We start from the raw sequence: 15,938 nt of genomic DNA, 5'->3' as shown, positions 1-15,938 counted from the left end.
CTATCCGGTGTTGTGGGCGGAAAGGCGAGAATGGTGATAGAGGAGGTCTTTGGTTTCAAGCCGAGGAGTGTCATTGTGCTTGCTGTGGGTGGTGGCGGCGACATAGCTTCTGCAATGCTCAACACGCTCTGGCTACAAAAGTATGGCGTGCGTTCACAACTGGCGGCAATAGCCTGGGAGAGGTTCGTTATCGACCCTTGCCCCGGTCCTCTTCGTCTAGAGGATTTTGCTGGCCCCACGTCACGTTTGTCTCTACACCTGCTTGAGGTTCGCGGAGGGTGCTGGGTTGTACGCTCCCTGTGCGGGGGTAACGTGTTCATACCCCAAGTGTGTAGATTGGCTCGCATAGCGTCGGTGCCCATCTACGTGGTTGATGTGTGGGGAGGCTCGCGTGGCATCGCTGAGGCTCTGCGACACCTTGCTAGCTTGACGGGGGCGGAAGCTATCTTGGCGGTTGATGTTGGCGGGGATGTGTTGGCGGAGGGTGTAGAGGATACGCTGTGGAGCCCGCTGGCCGATGCGGTGGGTCTCGCTGGTAGCGTCGAGAGTGGTTTACCCGTAGTTGCTGCTGTGCAAAGCCCGGGCTCTGATGGCGAACTGAGGCTTGATGAGATACTGGAGAGGCTCGGTGATATTGCGGCGGCAGGTGGTCTGAGAGCGGCGAGGCTGGTATCCTTTGACGAGGCGTTAGTGCTTGAGGAGATTGTTAGGGAAGGTTTTGTGACGGAAGCCGGGCTTGCACAATTAATGGCAAGGCGCGGTGTACGTGGTGTTTTCAAGTTGCGTGGCGGGACTAGGAGGGTGGATCTCACAGTCCTGCAGGCGCTGGTCTTCTACATGGACGGGGAGATTCTATACAAGTTGTCGCCCCTGGCGAGACGCGTATCGGGTACATGGAGTCTGCAAGAGGCTAGGGCTAGGCTGAACGAGGCATGTGTATTCACGGAGCTGGATCTCGAGGAGGGGCTGTGGCGTGAAAAGATGAGAGGATTGGAGCCCAACCCGGCGCGTGTACGCGCAGGTGGGAGACGAGCGCTCAGACTACGTTGTGTAGCCGAGCGATAATGGCGAGTTTACCGTGTGAATATGGCAGTGCTTCTAGATCTGCATGCCCCACGGCAGCATCTAGAAAATCTATGTGTTTGAGAAGCAGCTTCACTCCCTCGTGAACACGGGACTCTCTCAGTACGGATGTGTATGTGTCTATTGTGCGTGGTGGCGGGTAGTGGAGAAAGATCGGGTGTAGCAATAGGCGCGAGCCTCTCCTATTTTCGACTAGCCTTACAAGCCGCGGATCTATAGATGCCAGGTAGAGCGTCTCTTCTTTCGGCTCTCTCCTCTTCGCTGAGAGCACCTCTAGGCCAAGCCTAGAGGCTATCCTTGCGCCGATAGAATCCAAGCAGTATAGTCGCGTTGTCGCGCCATACTCCATAGAGGCTAGTGCAGCTGATAACGAGGAGAACCCACAGCCGAGCACCCCTAGCTCGCCGTGTGACGATATAACTGCGGCTATGCCTAGTCCAGCGCTAAAGGCAAGAGCGCAAGCTCTAGGCTCGCGTTTACAAACACCCTTATCAAGCTGGGCGAGCGACGAGAAGGGAAGCGACGTGTAACTCGCAAGCCAGCCGTTAATAGCCACTCCAGGTAAACCCTCCTTAGGCACCCTCGAAAGTACGACAAGAACACCCTCGTCAATATCGGCCCCTACGCCGCGCTTAACAACAACACCGAGACCTTCTGCGCCAAGAACCCTACCGGGTTCAACCCAAACCAGCCCCTGTGATACCGCGCGCTCCGTGCCATTCCACACCCCTAGTCCAACGCGTATCAGCACCCAGCCTCTAGGGATAACAGGGAGTGCACTACGTTCAACAGTAGGGTAACCGCGGTGTACAAGACGTACAGCTTCTGAGGCCACGGTGTGACCCCGACCCGTTTCGAAGGAGGAGGTTGTGGCGGGCCGGCCGGGATTTGAACCCGGGACCTACGGGTTAAGAGCCCGCCGCTCTGCCAGGCTGAGCTACCGGCCCACGACCCGTGTTCTAACGCTGCAGCAGAGAAGTCAATATAAGCTTTGCTGTTCGAAAGATGGGGTACGCGGTGAGCATGGTATAGGGAAAGGAGTGCAGAAAGGATCTGATAAAATGGAAATGGGTGTGAGTATAAGCCAAGTAGCTTTGCCTAGTTATCGCTGTAGAGTCTTGCAAGCTGTTGTGAGTCGTGAAGTGTGGGTAGCTGGGGTGAAAATCGGCTTTATGGTTTGATGCGTGTCGTGTCTATGGTAGTTGGTAGTATGAGGCTCGAGGTCGTTGAGGCGGAGGGTGAGCTGAAAGACTTTGTTAGGAAGTTAGCTTATGAGTTGTTCGGTAGCGAGGGCTACTGGGTCGAGGTTGGGCTGGAGTGGGATAGGAGATGGGTGCGTACGCTCGTACTGCTTGTGGATGGAGAACCTGTCGGGTTTAACCAGGTTTATGTCTGGCCATGTTGTGATGATAAACTGATGTTGGGTGTGCATCATTATGCTGGTGTTAGGCCCGAGTTCCAGGGTCGCGGGTATGGCAAGATACTAATAGCGTCTGGTGAGGAGGTACTCGAGGAGCTTGGTGCAGAGGTTTTCGCGGCGACACTCCGCGCTGATAACACAGCATCCAGGCGTATGCTAGAATCGCTGGGCTATGATGTGATGACTTGGGACGACCTTAGGAGAAAACTTGGCAACGAGATAACTGAGGACATACTCTACGTTACTGGGGGCTATACTGATGATCTCGTAGCGCTGAAGACTGGTTGTTGTCCTTGGCGCGACCCCGTCGAATATATAGCCTCTAAGGTTGGTGCTAGTGCTCGCGCTTACCGCTAATCCCGTATATCTTCTGGAGCACACGGTGCGGATTCAGCGTGCCTACGAGGTGGCCGTCCTCGTCGACCACCGCCACTATCGGCTCTGCCACGAGATGCTCACGTAGTAGTTCTGTTACTCTATCAGTTACCTTCACTATTGGCACATTCTCCCTCATGACCTCCTCCGCCGTTAACCTCCTCATTTCTGATGGTGCGATGTAGATGAGGTCAGCTGCTGTGATGTAGCCTATGGGGCGTCCATCCTCGTCTATAACGACTACTGCGCCGCCTTGGCTAGCACTTACGAACATCGAGACTGTCAATAGGTTGTCTGTGCGTCTTACGACGTCGTATCCGAGGCCGAGTTCTCCAATCCTCATCCTCCAAGGCTCTTTCTCGCCCTTTGCGCGTGGCGGCTGAATGCTACGCAGGCCGAGAGCCATGAGTGTGCTTAAGAGTAGCATTGAGAAGACGCCGGCGGTGTAAAGCTGGTCGGGTATCAGGTTACCTTTGCCGTGTGGCGTCTCGTATAGCGTTAAGAGGAGCGCGGCATCAACGCCACCCTTCGCCAGGAGGGCTATACCAGTTGGCATTAGCCCGGCGGCTGACGCTGTAAGCAGCTTGGGAGCGGCGGCAGCTAGTGTTATGAGGAGCATTGCTGCCATGCTCGAAGGATCTAGTTGTGGTACCTTTAGGCCGATACCAGCGAAGAACAGCGGCTCGAGGAAGCCATATGTGAACGCCTTGAGCCTCTCTACGTATGCTGGCCTCTCTTCGAGATAAGTCGACGCGAAGAAGCCTAGGAGTAGTGCAGTAACAGCCGCGTTGAACCCTATTATCTCTGCTAGGTAACTAGCCGTGAGGACCAACGCGACTATTATCGCGAAGGGAGCTTCGCGAGCCGAGATCACATCCTCGACCAGGTAGAGTATGCGGGTTAGCAGTCGCCGCCCGAAGAGGTAGACCGCTATGAAGAAGAGTGGTGTTGTAATGGCGTTCGGGAATATCTTGCCCGCATAGACGGCGTTGAACGCGAGTATGCCGCCGACCTCAGCTATTAAGCCGATGCGCGTTACCGTCAAGCCAGCATTCGTGGCTATCAACCCCGAGTCTATCAACGCGCGTGTTAATGGCCCGAGGCTCACAATTGCCATGACGATGCCAAAGGCTAGCGATGTGCTCCAATCCAGGTGTTCGCGGTAGAGGAGGTGGGCTACTACGGCAGTAGCGGCTGTAGTTGAGAGCATGAGGACGGTAGCTACGCTCAACTCGCGTGGACGTAAGCCGCCCCTCATCCTGCTTAGCTCTTCAGCGCCTGCGAGGAACAGTAGAAAGTCTATACCCACGACTAGAAGCAGACCCATGGCCTCGACATGCTCCTTGTGTATGATGTTCAGGCCGCCGGGGCCTAGTATGTAGCCGGCGATAATAGCGCCGATGAAGCCTGGCAGCCTGGCTCTCCTCACGATATCCTCGAAGAGTTTAGCGACAAGCAGCACGAGACCGACATATACTGCTACGAGTGCAATCTCGCTGCCAGCCAATTCCTGATTACACCCCGCCCGGCGTGGCCAGCCTCAAACCCGGGTGTTAGTCTGTACCGCTCCGGTGGAGCGTTTGCGGGAGGTTGAGGCGAAGCTCGTGCTTGGCGATTGTATCATGCTGGCTGCTATAGAGGAGCGTGTCAAGAGGATGGGTGGCGTCTATGAGGGTGAGTATATCGAGGAGGATGTGTACTTCCAGCATCCATGTAGGGACTTTGCAAAGACGGATGAAGCCCTACGCGTAAGGGTGGTGAAGGAACGAGTAGAACTCACGTACAAGGGTCCCAAGGAGGGTGGCGTCTACAAGGCTAGGCGCGAGATTACAGTGCAGGTAGACAGCGCTAGCAATGTTCGTGCGTTGCTTGAAGCTCTTGGTTTCAAGCCTGTTGCGGTTATACGGAAGAAGAGGCGCTACTATCGCTTAGGCCGTGTTAAGGTGACGCTTGATGAGGTAGAGGGTCTGGGCTGCTTCGCTGAGATAGAGGCTATTGATGGTGGAGAAGAGGCTGTTGGTGAAGCCATACGCCTCCTTGGCCTGGAGGAAGTGCCGACGACTACGAAGTCCTACCTGGAGCTTCTGCTCGAGCGGGAAGGATTAAGCCGGCGGTAGACGTGAGCGGCTGGGGTGTAGCTCGTGGCTCAGAGGCTTCCACCCGAGCTTGAGAGTAAGGTAGCAGAGGCTCAGAGGCTCCAAGAGCAGCTCAACAGAGTCGTGCAGGAGAGGGTTGCGCTCGAGAGTGAGAAGAGCGAGATAGAGAGGGTCTTGAAGTTGCTCGAGGAGGTGCAGGAGAACGAGGTTTATCGTAGCGTTGGCGGGATACTCGTGAGGGTGTCGAAGGAGAAGGTTGCCAACGAGTTGAAAGACAGGCTCGAGCTTATCGACATTAGGCTTGAGAAGCTAAGGAAGCAGGAGAACGAGCTGCGGAAGAGGCTTGAGCAGCTTCTACGCGAGATACGTGAGTATCAAGTGAGGCTCCAGGCGGGCACTAGTGTTAAGCCAGAGCAGCTCGGGAAGAAGGGTGGCGGGTGAGGCCCATCCTCGCCCGTCTACGCCCTATTTTAGTGCAAGTTGTTCGCGCGGCAGTAATCGCAATACTCGTAGCTTATGCTCTTAACATTCCCCTTGTTGTCCTCGTGTCGCACGCCCTGCTCGTAAAGGGTGGTATACTAGAATCTATCAGTTTGGTTATGCCAGGTTTTGTTGCGGTAATAGCGGCTTTCTTCATGCGGGGAAGGTGAGAGGTGAGGACTACTTGCCCCGTGTCATCAATGTTGGGCTGGAACGCATAAAGTTGAATGAGGATATACTCGCGGAGTTGATGGCAGGTGTTGAAGAGAGGATTAGGAGTTACCTGCGGCGCAAGCTACGCAGGAGGGTTGACGAATTCGAAATAATCGTGCGGGGAGAGTACAAGGGCGACGAACTAGACGTTCTGGTAGATGTTCGCGTTGTGGGAAAGGCTATCGGTCCTATCTCCTACGAGGAGGTTATAGCAGAGGCTATTGAGGAGGCGGGTAGGTGGCTTGAGGAGCGTCTACGTGCTCTCAGAGGAGGAGCTGAGAGAGAAGGCTCGGAGGGCGCTCCGGGAGATACTGGAGACTGAGACGCCGGTAGTAGTAACGGCCCATAAGAATGCCGACCCGGATGCCGTGGGCTCGGCTTATGCCATACGCGAGGCGCTAAGGAGCCTAGGTGTGGACGCGAGGCTCCTCCTACCCGAGGGTATGAACCAGGCTTCTAAGAGGGTGGTGCGCGAGCTTCTCGGCATCGAGCCCGCCGACTTTGAGGATGAAAGCCCAGAGGAGTCCGGGCTCGCTATAGTGCTAGACACGGCCAGTTTCGAGCACCTGGGGGATCTCGCCGAGTTTGTAAAGAACGTTGACTACATAGTGATAGATCATCATGAGAAGAGTTTGATGACTGAGGGTGCGCTGGTCTCTATATGCGACCCGGGTGCCAAGGCTACAGCCGAACTAGTGTATCTTGTGCTGCGCGAGTGGAGTGTGAAGATTGACGAGCGTATGGCTGCCCTGCTGCTGGCGGGTATAGTCTATGATACCAAGCATCTCCGCCACTCCGCTCCGCGTACACTTCGCGTTGCAGCAGACCTCATGGAGCTTGGTGCTAGCCTAGAGCGTGTGCTTAAGGCTCTACAGTCACCACCGATGGATTACTCTGAGAGAGTTGCGCGTCTTAAGGCGGCGCAGCGTCTACAGGTATACAAGACGAGCAACAACCTACTCATTGGGGTTAGCCACGTGAAGGCCTTTGAGGCTTCGGCGGCGCGGGCCATACTGGACCTGGGGGCCGACGCCGCGTTCATAGTATCTGTGCGTGACGGTCGTGCAAGGGTTGTCGGCAGGGCTTTGAAGAGCTTCGTTGAGGGCACGGGGCTGGCATTGGGAGAGATAATGGAGGAAGTGGGGAAAATGCTAGGAGGTAGCGGCGGCGGGCACTCTCAAGCTGCAGGCGCGGCGGGTAAGGCTACACTAGAGAAGGCGTTGACTACACTCGTGGAGGTGTTGAAGAGAAAGTTGGAGGAGAAGGGGCTAGAGCTAAGCCCCTTAGACTGATAGCGTTGGTGGCCTCCTCTGTTCTTCCTCCTCTTCGCTCTTGACGGCCGCGGCTAGCGGGTTCAGCTTACCTTCGCGTGCCAGCTTCTCGAGCAACTGGCGCATCTCGCTGGTATGCTTGATGTCTATCTCGAGAAGCTCTGTAAGTACCTTGTACATCACCTGCCAGACCTCGATTAGCATCTCCCTTGTTATGTGGCTAATGATGACAGGGTCTTGCAGCCAATGGTCGAATGCCTTGATGGTCCTCATCATGTGCTGGAACGCTGCCCTAGTGGCTAGTATCAGCTGTAGCCTGTCGCCCTCCTCGACATCCTTCTCGACCTTCTGGAACGTCTCTAGCACCTTCTTCTGCATCCTAACCCACTCGTCAAGATTGCGTAGAAAGCCATAGTCTATTACGCGCTGCATATGTACACACCCGGGCTAACCCCAACCTCAATGTAAGCATCTGCACCACGGAGGCCTTTAGACCTAACTTTCGAAGACAACTAGTGCAAGGACGCTGCGGTCGCGCGGTATTCAAAAACGCTGGCTAATTCTCTGCGACGCAACGAGGGCGGGTGACTTGAGCCAGGCTGCAAAAGTCGCGAAGCCTACTGACGGCCCGGTTTCGAGGCTCATCAACAGGAGGGTGTCGTGGAGGGTCACCAGAATACTCGTGAAGCTTGGCGTGAGTAACCCGAATGCAGTGACGATAGCGACGGGGGTGTTTGGCGTCCTGGCTGCCCTCCCATACCTAGCGGTAGATCCGGTGATGGCAGCGATAGCGGGGCTCCTCGTGCAGCTGGCATCCATCCTCGATGGTGTGGATGGTGAGATAGCGAGGCTGCTTAATAGAAAGAGTCGCTTTGGCGCATATCTTGACGCGGTGACAGATAGAATAGTTGACATCGTGTCATTCGGTCTTGCAACATACGCTGTAGTAGAGGCTCTTGGTATACCGCGTGGCGTCGCGACACTTCTGGCGACGCTGATAGTGTCGGGTGACATAATGGTTAGCTATGTACATGCACGTGGAGAGGCTAGCATAGGGACTAGTATACAGCTACTAGGCAAGATACGGCCATGGGCTTCTCGAGATGTCCGCCTCTTCCTGTTGGCTGTGGGGTCCGTAGCAGTCCCGCCGATGGGCTGGCATGCGCTACTCGCGGTGCTAATTTTTACGTCCATTGCCTCCTATGCCTACGTAGTAGCGAAAACTGTTGAACTCTGGCTACTCTGGAGACGGGGTGAGATAGGATGAAGCTCCTCATCGTAGCGGCTGGTATGGGTACGAGGCTACGAAGAGGGCCGAAACACCTGGCTAGGTTATGGGGTAGGCCTCTCGTTCACTATCCCCTATCGAGCGTAAGTGCGGCTCTTGGCCGCGTTGAGCCTACGCTAGTGGTTCAGAATGCGTATGTTGAAGAAACTAGAGCGATACTACGTGAGAACGGGTGGGATGTGAACCTCGTGGCTAGCTTCTGCCCCTACTGTGAGAATGGCTATAGTCTGTTGGTGGGCTTGTCGAGTGTGCGTAGCGAGACTCTACTCAGTGTTGCCGACCACATCTACCATCCGTGTCTAGTTGAGAGGCTTGTAGCAGGATGCCCTGAGGACGCTGGTGTGTGTGTAGCGGGAGACCGTAAGCCAACGCTAGTGGATATCGACGAGGCTACAAAGATACGCGTGGGGCCGCCAACAGTATTCAGCAAGAAGCTTGAAGACTATGACTATGTCGATACGGGTGTGTTCCTTGTGCGTGATTGGAGAGGGATGCTAGCATATTTCGGTCACCGGACAGACCTGACGATGAATGAATTGTGGACCCTCTACTCGCAGAGAGGCGGCCGCATCAGTGTGGTTGATGTAACGGGGTGCCTCTGGGCGGACGTAGACACCGAGAGCGATATACTTGGCTTCGAGTCCGGTGAGCGGCGTAGCTTGTTAGAGGAGCTCCTAGGTACACTGGTCAACGCTGGGAGAAGCAAGTGACGCACGCCGAGTGTGTGACTGGTGACGTAGTTGCTGTTGTAAAGCCACGTGGAGTCGCTAGCGTGTATGTCGTCTGTGAAGGCGAGTGTGAGGCACACTGCCCAGGGTATAACGTTGTTCGTGTAGACGAGCTTGTGGGTGACGCGGAGGCCAGTATACTCGGGGAGCTTGTGGCATCAATGTTGCTTACACCGCCCGAGCAGATAGATGGTGATCCAAGCGTCATAGAAGAGGCTAGGATGGCGTACTTAACACGCATAGCTGTTGAAGAGCATGCCAGGCTGCGTAAACTCCTTGGGGGTCTTGCGGCTCACGCCAAAGTCGCGCATATATACCATATTGTCGCGAGGGCTTCTAGACTCTCAAGGTTGTACCCCTGGGTCCCGTCCAGCCTCATAGATGTGCTTAGGAGTGATGCACGAGTTGTCGTTAGGGATGCTGAGCAGAGCCTGCTTGAGGCCGGGTGCGAACGCTCCGGCGGTCCTTGGTTCGAGCTCTGTGAGCACAGCGGTGCGAGGATTAGGAGGGGGTGGAGGCTTGTTGCGGTGAGGCTAACGAGGATATGGCCCCTGGTAAGGCCTGGTGGTGTAGACCATCCGTTAATACGTGACCCTCTACTCCTGGTTAAGCTTCGAAGAGGCAGACTACGTACCAAGGTGCTCGAGTTTGAGGAGCAGCTCTACTCCGTGACGGGTGTCAAGAGGATACTTAGGACGGTGCAGATGGGGCTTGGCGGCACAGTAACAGCGTACAGGGGGGAGTTCAAGAGTGTTATAGTGAAACGGTATCTTACACCAGCAACCGCTAAATGGGTTGTTGCTGCGGGCATAGCGCTCCCAATATACCCGTATAGACTCGCGCCACGTGATAGGCTAGAGGCTGAGTATGACGCGGTTAATGCGATGCTAGATGCCGGGCTACCGGTGCCGGAACCTGTGCTAGTCGACCCTAGAGGTTTAAAAGCAGCATACGAGTACATTGAAGGTACGCCTCTACACCACCTGGTCGCCAAGGACCCGCTGCACCCTTCGCTCGCCGAGGCTGGTATGCTTCTAGCACAGTTGCACCGTGAAGGCTGGGTGATGGGTGACGCAAACCCAACGAACTTCATAGTCGGTAGGGATAGGATCTACATGGTTGATCTGGAGCAGGCGCGTAAGAGTGACAGCATCAAACATAGGGCATGGGACCTCGCGGTGCTCGTCTACTATAGTTTCCTCTTCAACCCCCAAGAGCCTGGCAATCGCGCGATGCTCGTAGCTAAGGCGTATATCGCGGCTGGCGGCGATGTTGAGGTGGTCCGTGAGGCGGCCAGGGTGGTATTCGCTGTTCCATTCACACCGATTGCGCCCGTTACCGTGTTGGAGAAGGCGCGCCGCGCGTTTCTGCACGTGGCTGGCGCTGTGACCTAAGATGCGTCTGGTCTAGGCTTCTCGTAAATCGGTCTACCCATTCGGGTTGGTGGCGCGAGCCAGTCAACTACCTCCTCTGGCTTGTCCCACTCCACTATGAACGTTATGGGGCCCATCGGCGCCTCGCTATCCATGTCTACAAAAGATACGTGCCCTACGAGAGCTACTTGCTTGTTTAGCTTGAAGACTAGGAAGCCCTTTTCGACACCCCTCGTCATATGACGTCGTGCAGCGTCAAGTATCCTATCTTGGCGAAGAAGCTGATGTAGCCTCTCTAGGCTCCTAAGGCTGTCGGCCTCTGCGACGAGCAAACGATACTCGCCATACTCTTCGATCCTGATGCGGTCTGGTATGAAGACGTTGAGGACTGCTTGCTTTACCTTCTCGGGGTCCTCAGTTGGCCTAATCTCGGCTTCAACTCTCACTCTCGGCACGTTGGCACCCATCTAGAGGCTCTTTACAATCTACCCCCTTATCATAGCTTCTAAGAGGCGTTTGGCTTGCGACACGAATTCGTCCAGCGTCACGCCATCATTCACTAGCATGTAGTCGGCGAGTGCTATCACATTACCAAGGCCGAATCCTAGCTCCATCAGATCGCGTGCTCTGAACTCCTCCCATGTGCGTGGATCGCCAGGGCGACCACGGGCGCGTAGACGCTCGAATCGAGTTTTTGGTGAAGCATGGACAGCTACTATAGTCACTGGCGCATAACTGCTAAACACGTCGACCTCCTCTAGGCTACGAACACCGTCTATCACTATAATGCCATCCCGGATGCCGCTCTTCTTGATAGCGTCTAGGGTCCTCTCGGCTATGACAGTCTTTCCGTACAGCTTGCGCAGCTCTGTAGCCACCTTGTTCATATTGGCGGGTGTTGGCTCCAAACCCCTCCTTCTAACCTCCTCTCTGACAACATCACCCATAGTGAAGACCGGCAAGCCAAGTTCCCTAGCAACTCTGGCTACGATGCTCTTGCCTGCACCGGGCATGCCAGCTATGAGCACGAAACGTAACCCCAACCCCGCCATCCCGTTGCTCTATAGCCCCGCGAAGAGCAACTACTGAAAAACGGAGTGGCCCCACAGCGATTACGGGCGGCGAGCATGCTAATAGGCGTCATGAGCGACAGTCATGACTATATCAGAGGTGTAAGACTAGCGGCAAAATTGTTCAAAGAGCATGGAGTTGAGCTGGTTGTGCACCTAGGGGATGTTGTAGCCCCGTTTACGTTGCGCGCTCTTCGCGAACAGGGTGTGCGTGACGCGATAATCATCTATGGTAATAATGATGGTGAGAGGAGATTATTGGAGCGTGTCGCTGCAAGCCTAGGCTACCGCATCTACGAGCCTCCTCGCATCGAAGTGCTGGGTGGCGTAAGGATAGCCATGCTACACGGATGGGGCTCCGAGGAAGAGACACTGAGCGTTGTAGAGGCGCTCGCCGAAAGCGGAGCAGTTGACGTAGTACTCTACGGGCATACTCACAAGTCTCGCGTAGAGAAACGAGGCGCGAAAATCGTGCTCAATCCAGGTGAAACTTGCGGCTGTCTAACCGGCCGGATGAGCGTCGCGATACTCGATACGAAGACGCGTGAAGCGAGTATACACGAGCTTGGGCTCCGCGAGGATCACTTGTAGAGCGACTAGCTTATCCCGGTCTCGTACACGCGGCGGGTTGGGGCTGAGAGGCGTGAGCAGAAAGATAAGGTGGATGAGGAGGCTCGAGAGGCACCTAAAGAAGCACCCGAATGATAAAGTGGCAAGAGAAATCCTGGAGGCGCTCAAAGAGGGTAGGTATGAATGGCGTGGTAAGAGCCTACACATCATACCAAAGGATGTATGGGAGCGTATGAAGCAAGAGCAGGCACAGCAGGGCGGCTAAATTGAGGACGAGCCTAGAGAAGGTTAGACGCCTCTACATAGTATTTCACGGGGACCTCGACGGTGTTGTTGGTGCCGCGCTTCTAGCCCGCTGGGCATCCGACCGGGGTGCACGCTGGGAAGCACACCACTCTACTGTCCGCGGTCTACCACGAGTCCTCCGCAACGTAGTCAACAAGGCAAAGTCGATGTTAGGTAAGCCTGGTATCGCGTTAGTAGACCTTGCTGTCCAGTCGATGGGAGACGCTATAATCTATGCTAACTTGTTGAAGGGTATGCCTAGCGCTTGGTTCGACCACCATCCGTGGCCGTCAGGTGCCGCCGAGAGGCTCCTAAACGTCGGCGTAGAGGTGTACCATCTACGCGATTACGTGTCTGCAGAGCTCGTGGCGCGCACGTTAGGGCTTAACGACGAGTATAGCGCCAAGCTAGTCAGGATAGCGAGAGCCGATGATACATGCGAGCCTGGTGAAAGCGAAGCCGACAAGTGGAGAATCGTCCTGAGGGCTCTTCGCGACCCAGTGAAAGCTGTCGAGGCTTTTGCTAGAGGTGACTTGTGGCCCGACTGGGCTCAACAGCTCTACGAGGAGCATGTAGAGCGTTACATGAGTGAAGCTGAGCGTGTCGCTGCGAGGCTACGCGTATACGAATACAATGGTGTTAAGGTGGCAGTTATCCCGATGGAACCCGGTGTCGACGTCTGCACCATACAGAAGCTGTTGTGGAGTCGTGGCTGGAACCCCGAGAACATAGACGTAGAGGTGTACGTCTATCCGCGTGCCATTAGCTTGAGAAGCGTCAAACTCGACGTCTCGTGTATAGCTAAGGCGCTTGGCGGTGGAGGCCACAAGCGGGCAGCCGGTGCGCCTAGACCGTCTCAGCTTATGGGTGAGGCTCAGATAGCGAGGCTCGTTGCCTCGCAAGTCGAAAAGTGTCTTGGCGAGGCAACCCACTAGATATATTAGCGGAGTTCTGGGCGGCCGGACAGCTGGTGTGTGGCTGTGAGCGACTACCTCAAACAGCTTAGAGACATCCTCAAGGAGAAGCTCCAGAGGGACGACATAAGCATAATCGTGATCGGCTCGACCATGAAGATTTCGAAGAGCGGTCAGACTATAATGACGTTGCAGGATAAGGGCCAGATAGTAGAGCTAAACTTCCAGGGCAAGAAGTACACCTACGACAAGTGGTACACCAAGCCGCCGCATCTAGCACAAACCATACTGAACGTCTTCCAGTACCAGAACTTGTAACGCATCCAAGACAGCGAGAATAAAGCTGCCAAACCGTTTTTGACCAGGATGTGTCCGGATAGACCCACTGTTATACGCCCCCGCACCCTCCCGCAAAATGGGAGAAACGCGGTATGTTTCGCGTCATTCTTGTAGGTAGGCTAGAGGAGTCAGCACGGAAGGCAGCAAGATGGCTCATAGAACGTACGCCGATACGTTCACTACGCGACTGGGGTATAGCCTTCAGTCTATGGCCTGTGCACCTAACAACGAGTTGTTGCGGTGCAGAGTTCGCGGCAACATCCGCACCCAAGTACGATGCTGAACGTTATGGGTTCCTGCCCTTCCTTTCCCCAAGGAACACCAACCTCCTCCTAATCGAGGGCACGCTAACAGTGAAGATGGCGAGGGCGGCGAGAATCATCTGGGAACAGATGCCATGGCCGAAATTCGCCATAGCAATGGGTGCATGCGCAATGAGTGGAGGAGTCTTCTACAACAGTTACAATGTTGTGCCAGCGTGGAAAGTGGTTCCGATAGACGTGTACATACCCGGTTGCCCGCCGCGGCCCGAAGCTGTAGCACGCGCAATACTACGGCTACAGGAGAAGGTGCGTAGGGGCGAATACGAGCCCAGAGACGTGGAGGACAAGAAGTTCTTGGAGGAACTAATGGCCCCGGTTATGGAGGAGTTGAAGCGCAACATGCCGGAAGCTCTCATTGACGTGGCTAGCGGCCAGAAGAACGAATAAAACCGAAATACTTGATGCGTTTTTGTGCACACTCTTAAGTTAGAATAGAGGCTTGATGGTATCTTCGCTGATGTGAGTGTGGTTAGAGTCTCCTCTAGAGAGGCGCGGGGTCATGCGTATCTGGCTATAGCTGGTTGTGAGGTGTAGATGGTTCCCCACCTCTTATTCACCCCCTTCTAGCCGACGTCTTTAGTGATGGTGTGGTTGAAGGACGTGGAGAAGGGTAGAAAGGAGGGAGTGCCTGGAGTAGAAGGAGTTGTCGTTGATGGCCGTGTGTGGGGGAAACCACTTGTACGCCTCTCTAGACCAGCGCCCCTCATGGGCACGGTATTCATAGGCGTGATAGATAGGGGTACCAATGTTCTCCAAGTGAGGCCAACCACGCTTTGCAACCTGTCCTGCATATTCTGTAGTGTTGATGCGGGGCCTAGTAGTAGATGGAGACAAGCAGAGTTCATAATCGATGATGTTGAGTGGCTTGTCACGTGGGTTGAGGAAATTGCTCGTTATAAGGGTGTGCGTGTAGAGGCGTTGATAGACGGTGTCGGCGAGCCGACGACGTACCCGAGGCTTGTCGAGCTAATAAGGAGGCTTAAGGAGAGCCCGTGGGTTGAGAGCGTAGCTCTTGAGACGCATGGTCAGAGTCTGGATGAGCGGGTGGTGCGTGAGTGGGAGCGTGCAGGCCTGGACCGTATCAACTTGAGTATAGACACGCTTGATGCCATGAAAGCTAAGATGCTGACCGGAGTGGAATGGTACGATTTAGAGCGGGTCAAAAAGCTGGCAGAGTTCATAGCCAGAGAGACGAGAATAGACCTTCACGTTACTCCCGTGTGGATACCGGGAGTTAATGATGAAGATGTGCCGCAGGTGGTGAAGTGGGCTGTCGAGATAGGTGCCGGTAAGAGATGGCCCCCCGCAACTGTGCAGAAGTTCCTAGAGCATCGCCACGGTAGGAAACCGCCGGGTGTCCGCGAGATACCATGGAACGTGTTTTGGAGAAGACTGCGAGAGTGGAGCCGGGAACTCGGTGTGAACCTTATCCCCAGCATGGAGGAATGGGGTATGAGGTATGCGAGGAAGGTCCCAGAGATCTACCGTGAAGGTGACGTCATACGCGTGGTTCTCGTTGCACCGGGATGGTTGAAGAGGGAGGTTCTAGCTGTGAGCGCTGATAGTAAGAGGCTTGTGACTGTAGTGGGGTTGAAACGGTGGAATCCGGGCGATGAGATAGACGTTGTAGTACTGCGGAGCAAGGACAACATATACGTGGCGAGGCCGGCGTGAAGCGGAGAAGCGGCAAAACATAACGTTGATGAGGCTTTAACCGCTTATGTTGTGTTATGCGCTGCTTGCATGATAGACTCTTGCTCCGTTTGAATCGAATGCTACAACTGGTACGCCGAGGGTATCTGAGAGCATTTTGAGATCCTCTGCTCCAAGTCCATCTGCTTTGACTGCTATCGCCTCCAGGTGCCTGCCGACGTACACGGCTAGTGCGCGTATGCGCGTGCCTATCCTCGGGTGCCTCTTTGGTAGGCGGATGTGTGTTGTGTAGGCTATGTACCCGGTGCGGATGAGTTCGCGTGCAAACTCTTCGAGGTTGGGCGTGCTCCTAGCTATTTCTTCGATAAGAGGTAGTGTCTTGTGCATGAGATAGACCCCCATAGGCCGTTATGGTATAACTATGCGTTCGGCGGTTATAGAAAGTGTTTGATAATGC

General features: G+C 55.0%; 21 protein-coding genes, 1 tRNA gene and 1 pseudogene. 16 read left to right on the top strand and 7 right to left on the bottom strand.

The features are described 5' to 3' along the window. Nucleotides 1-12: 12 nt before the first annotated feature. Nucleotides 13-1,065: a DUF1152 domain-containing protein gene (locus tag PYRFU_RS00290; RefSeq protein ID WP_052296898.1), complete on the top strand. Its 1,053-nt coding sequence runs from the start codon at nt 13-15 to the stop codon at nt 1,063-1,065. Here PYRFU_RS00290 and PYRFU_RS00285 read toward each other — a convergent pair. Both PYRFU_RS00285 and PYRFU_RS00280 read right to left on the bottom strand, forming a co-directional pair. Further along, the gene (locus PYRFU_RS00285; RefSeq protein ID WP_048191227.1) at nt 1,037-1,918 is read right to left on the bottom strand and encodes an MDR/zinc-dependent alcohol dehydrogenase-like family protein; all 882 of its coding nucleotides are present in this window, start codon (nt 1,916-1,918) and stop codon (nt 1,037-1,039) included. The genes PYRFU_RS00290 and PYRFU_RS00285 overlap by 29 nt on opposite strands. Nucleotides 1,919-1,953: 35 nt before the next feature. Further along, nucleotides 1,954-2,030: transfer RNA gene (locus PYRFU_RS00280), tRNA-Lys, on the bottom strand. A gap of 233 nt (nt 2,031-2,263) precedes the next feature. Between PYRFU_RS00280 and PYRFU_RS00275 the strand changes: the two genes are divergently transcribed. Beyond that, the gene (locus PYRFU_RS00275; protein WP_244403948.1) at nt 2,264-2,860 is read left to right on the top strand and encodes a GNAT family N-acetyltransferase; all 597 of its coding nucleotides are present in this window, start codon (nt 2,264-2,266) and stop codon (nt 2,858-2,860) included. Here PYRFU_RS00275 and PYRFU_RS00270 read toward each other — a convergent pair. Beyond that, nucleotides 2,838-4,385: a cation:proton antiporter domain-containing protein gene (locus PYRFU_RS00270; protein ID WP_014025602.1), complete on the bottom strand. Its 1,548-nt coding sequence runs from the start codon at nt 4,383-4,385 to the stop codon at nt 2,838-2,840. The genes PYRFU_RS00275 and PYRFU_RS00270 overlap by 23 nt on opposite strands. Nucleotides 4,386-4,458: 73 nt before the next feature. Here PYRFU_RS00270 and cyaB point away from each other — a divergent pair, with 73 nt between their 5' ends. From cyaB to PYRFU_RS00245, 5 genes are read left to right on the top strand one after another with little or no spacing between them, the layout of a single operon-like run. Further along, nucleotides 4,459-4,995, top strand: coding sequence for a class IV adenylate cyclase (gene cyaB, locus PYRFU_RS00265; protein WP_014025601.1), 537 nt, complete (start codon nt 4,459-4,461; stop codon nt 4,993-4,995). Between the two features lie 24 nt (nt 4,996-5,019). Then, nucleotides 5,020-5,415, top strand: a complete 396-nt coding sequence (locus PYRFU_RS00260; protein WP_014025600.1) for a prefoldin subunit beta — start codon at nt 5,020-5,022, stop codon at nt 5,413-5,415. Then, entirely contained in the window at nt 5,412-5,624 is a 213-nt protein-coding gene (locus PYRFU_RS00255) for a hypothetical protein (protein WP_014025599.1), read from the top strand. The genes PYRFU_RS00260 and PYRFU_RS00255 overlap by 4 nt, the downstream gene beginning before the upstream one ends. Before the next feature lie 14 nt (nt 5,625-5,638). Continuing rightward, nucleotides 5,639-5,989 carry a hypothetical protein gene (locus tag PYRFU_RS00250; protein ID WP_167827764.1) on the top strand — a complete coding sequence of 117 codons (351 nt, stop codon included), beginning with the start codon at nt 5,639-5,641 and terminating at the stop codon, nt 5,987-5,989. Next, a complete protein-coding gene (locus tag PYRFU_RS00245) occupies nt 5,910-6,959 on the top strand; it encodes a DHH family phosphoesterase (RefSeq protein ID WP_014025598.1) in 1,050 nt (349 codons plus the stop codon). Before PYRFU_RS00250 ends, PYRFU_RS00245 begins: the two co-directional genes overlap by 80 nt. On the opposite strand, the gene PYRFU_RS00240 is transcribed toward PYRFU_RS00245, so the two are convergent. After that, on the bottom strand, nt 6,951-7,370 hold the full coding sequence (locus PYRFU_RS00240) for a DUF2153 domain-containing protein (RefSeq protein WP_014025597.1): 420 nt from the start codon (nt 7,368-7,370) through the stop codon (nt 6,951-6,953). The two genes, PYRFU_RS00245 and PYRFU_RS00240, sit on opposite strands and share 9 nt — an antisense overlap. Nucleotides 7,371-7,527: 157 nt before the next feature. Here PYRFU_RS00240 and PYRFU_RS00235 point away from each other — a divergent pair, with 157 nt between their 5' ends. The 3 genes from PYRFU_RS00235 to PYRFU_RS00225 are packed head-to-tail and all read left to right on the top strand — an operon-like array spanning nt 7,528 to nt 10,348. After that, nucleotides 7,528-8,205: a CDP-alcohol phosphatidyltransferase family protein gene (locus PYRFU_RS00235; RefSeq protein WP_014025596.1), complete on the top strand. Its 678-nt coding sequence runs from the start codon at nt 7,528-7,530 to the stop codon at nt 8,203-8,205. Continuing rightward, a complete protein-coding gene (locus tag PYRFU_RS00230) occupies nt 8,202-8,936 on the top strand; it encodes an NTP transferase domain-containing protein (protein WP_014025595.1) in 735 nt (244 codons plus the stop codon). Before PYRFU_RS00235 ends, PYRFU_RS00230 begins: the two co-directional genes overlap by 4 nt. Continuing rightward, nucleotides 8,933-10,348 (top strand): lipopolysaccharide kinase InaA family protein, encoded by a 1,416-nt coding sequence (locus PYRFU_RS00225; RefSeq protein WP_014025594.1) that lies wholly within the window; start codon nt 8,933-8,935, stop codon nt 10,346-10,348. The genes PYRFU_RS00230 and PYRFU_RS00225 overlap by 4 nt, the downstream gene beginning before the upstream one ends. Here PYRFU_RS00225 and PYRFU_RS00220 read toward each other — a convergent pair. Both PYRFU_RS00220 and PYRFU_RS00215 read right to left on the bottom strand, forming a co-directional pair. After that, nucleotides 10,345-10,782: an RNA-binding domain-containing protein gene (locus PYRFU_RS00220; protein WP_048192121.1), complete on the bottom strand. Its 438-nt coding sequence runs from the start codon at nt 10,780-10,782 to the stop codon at nt 10,345-10,347. The genes PYRFU_RS00225 and PYRFU_RS00220 overlap by 4 nt on opposite strands. 30 nt (nt 10,783-10,812) lie before the next feature. Further along, a complete protein-coding gene (locus PYRFU_RS00215) occupies nt 10,813-11,379 on the bottom strand; it encodes an AAA family ATPase (RefSeq protein ID WP_048191223.1) in 567 nt (188 codons plus the stop codon). Between the two features lie 75 nt (nt 11,380-11,454). Here PYRFU_RS00215 and PYRFU_RS00210 point away from each other — a divergent pair, with 75 nt between their 5' ends. The 6 genes and pseudogenes from PYRFU_RS00210 to PYRFU_RS00185 all read left to right on the top strand — a co-directional run bounded on the left by PYRFU_RS00210 (nt 11,455) and on the right by PYRFU_RS00185 (nt 15,502). Then, nucleotides 11,455-11,988, top strand: coding sequence for a metallophosphoesterase (locus PYRFU_RS00210; RefSeq protein ID WP_014025591.1), 534 nt, complete (start codon nt 11,455-11,457; stop codon nt 11,986-11,988). Between the two features lie 52 nt (nt 11,989-12,040). Continuing rightward, nucleotides 12,041-12,232 (top strand): hypothetical protein, encoded by a 192-nt coding sequence (locus tag PYRFU_RS00205; protein WP_048191221.1) that lies wholly within the window; start codon nt 12,041-12,043, stop codon nt 12,230-12,232. Nucleotide 12,233: 1 nt separating this feature from the next. Further along, nucleotides 12,234-13,187, top strand: coding sequence for a hypothetical protein (locus tag PYRFU_RS00200; protein WP_014025589.1), 954 nt, complete (start codon nt 12,234-12,236; stop codon nt 13,185-13,187). 45 nt (nt 13,188-13,232) lie between these two features. Then, on the top strand, nt 13,233-13,484 hold the full coding sequence (locus PYRFU_RS00195; RefSeq protein WP_048191219.1) for a hypothetical protein: 252 nt from the start codon (nt 13,233-13,235) through the stop codon (nt 13,482-13,484). A 113-nt stretch (nt 13,485-13,597) separates the two neighbouring features. After that, nucleotides 13,598-14,080, top strand: a pseudogene (locus PYRFU_RS00190) (NADH-quinone oxidoreductase subunit B); the annotation flags it as partial. A gap of 348 nt (nt 14,081-14,428) precedes the next feature. After that, a complete protein-coding gene (locus tag PYRFU_RS00185) occupies nt 14,429-15,502 on the top strand; it encodes a radical SAM protein (protein WP_244403947.1) in 1,074 nt (357 codons plus the stop codon). A 54-nt stretch (nt 15,503-15,556) separates the two neighbouring features. Here PYRFU_RS00185 and PYRFU_RS00180 read toward each other — a convergent pair whose 3' ends face one another. Then, entirely contained in the window at nt 15,557-15,868 is a 312-nt protein-coding gene (locus tag PYRFU_RS00180; protein WP_014025585.1) for a hypothetical protein, read from the bottom strand. Between the last annotated feature and the right edge of the window lie 70 nt (nt 15,869-15,938).

Origin of the sequence: Pyrolobus fumarii 1A, from assembly GCF_000223395.1 — an archaeon.
Lineage (GTDB): Archaea > Thermoproteota > Thermoprotei_A > Sulfolobales > Pyrodictiaceae > Pyrolobus > Pyrolobus fumarii.
This window is presented reverse-complemented; position numbering and strand designations above follow the sequence as displayed.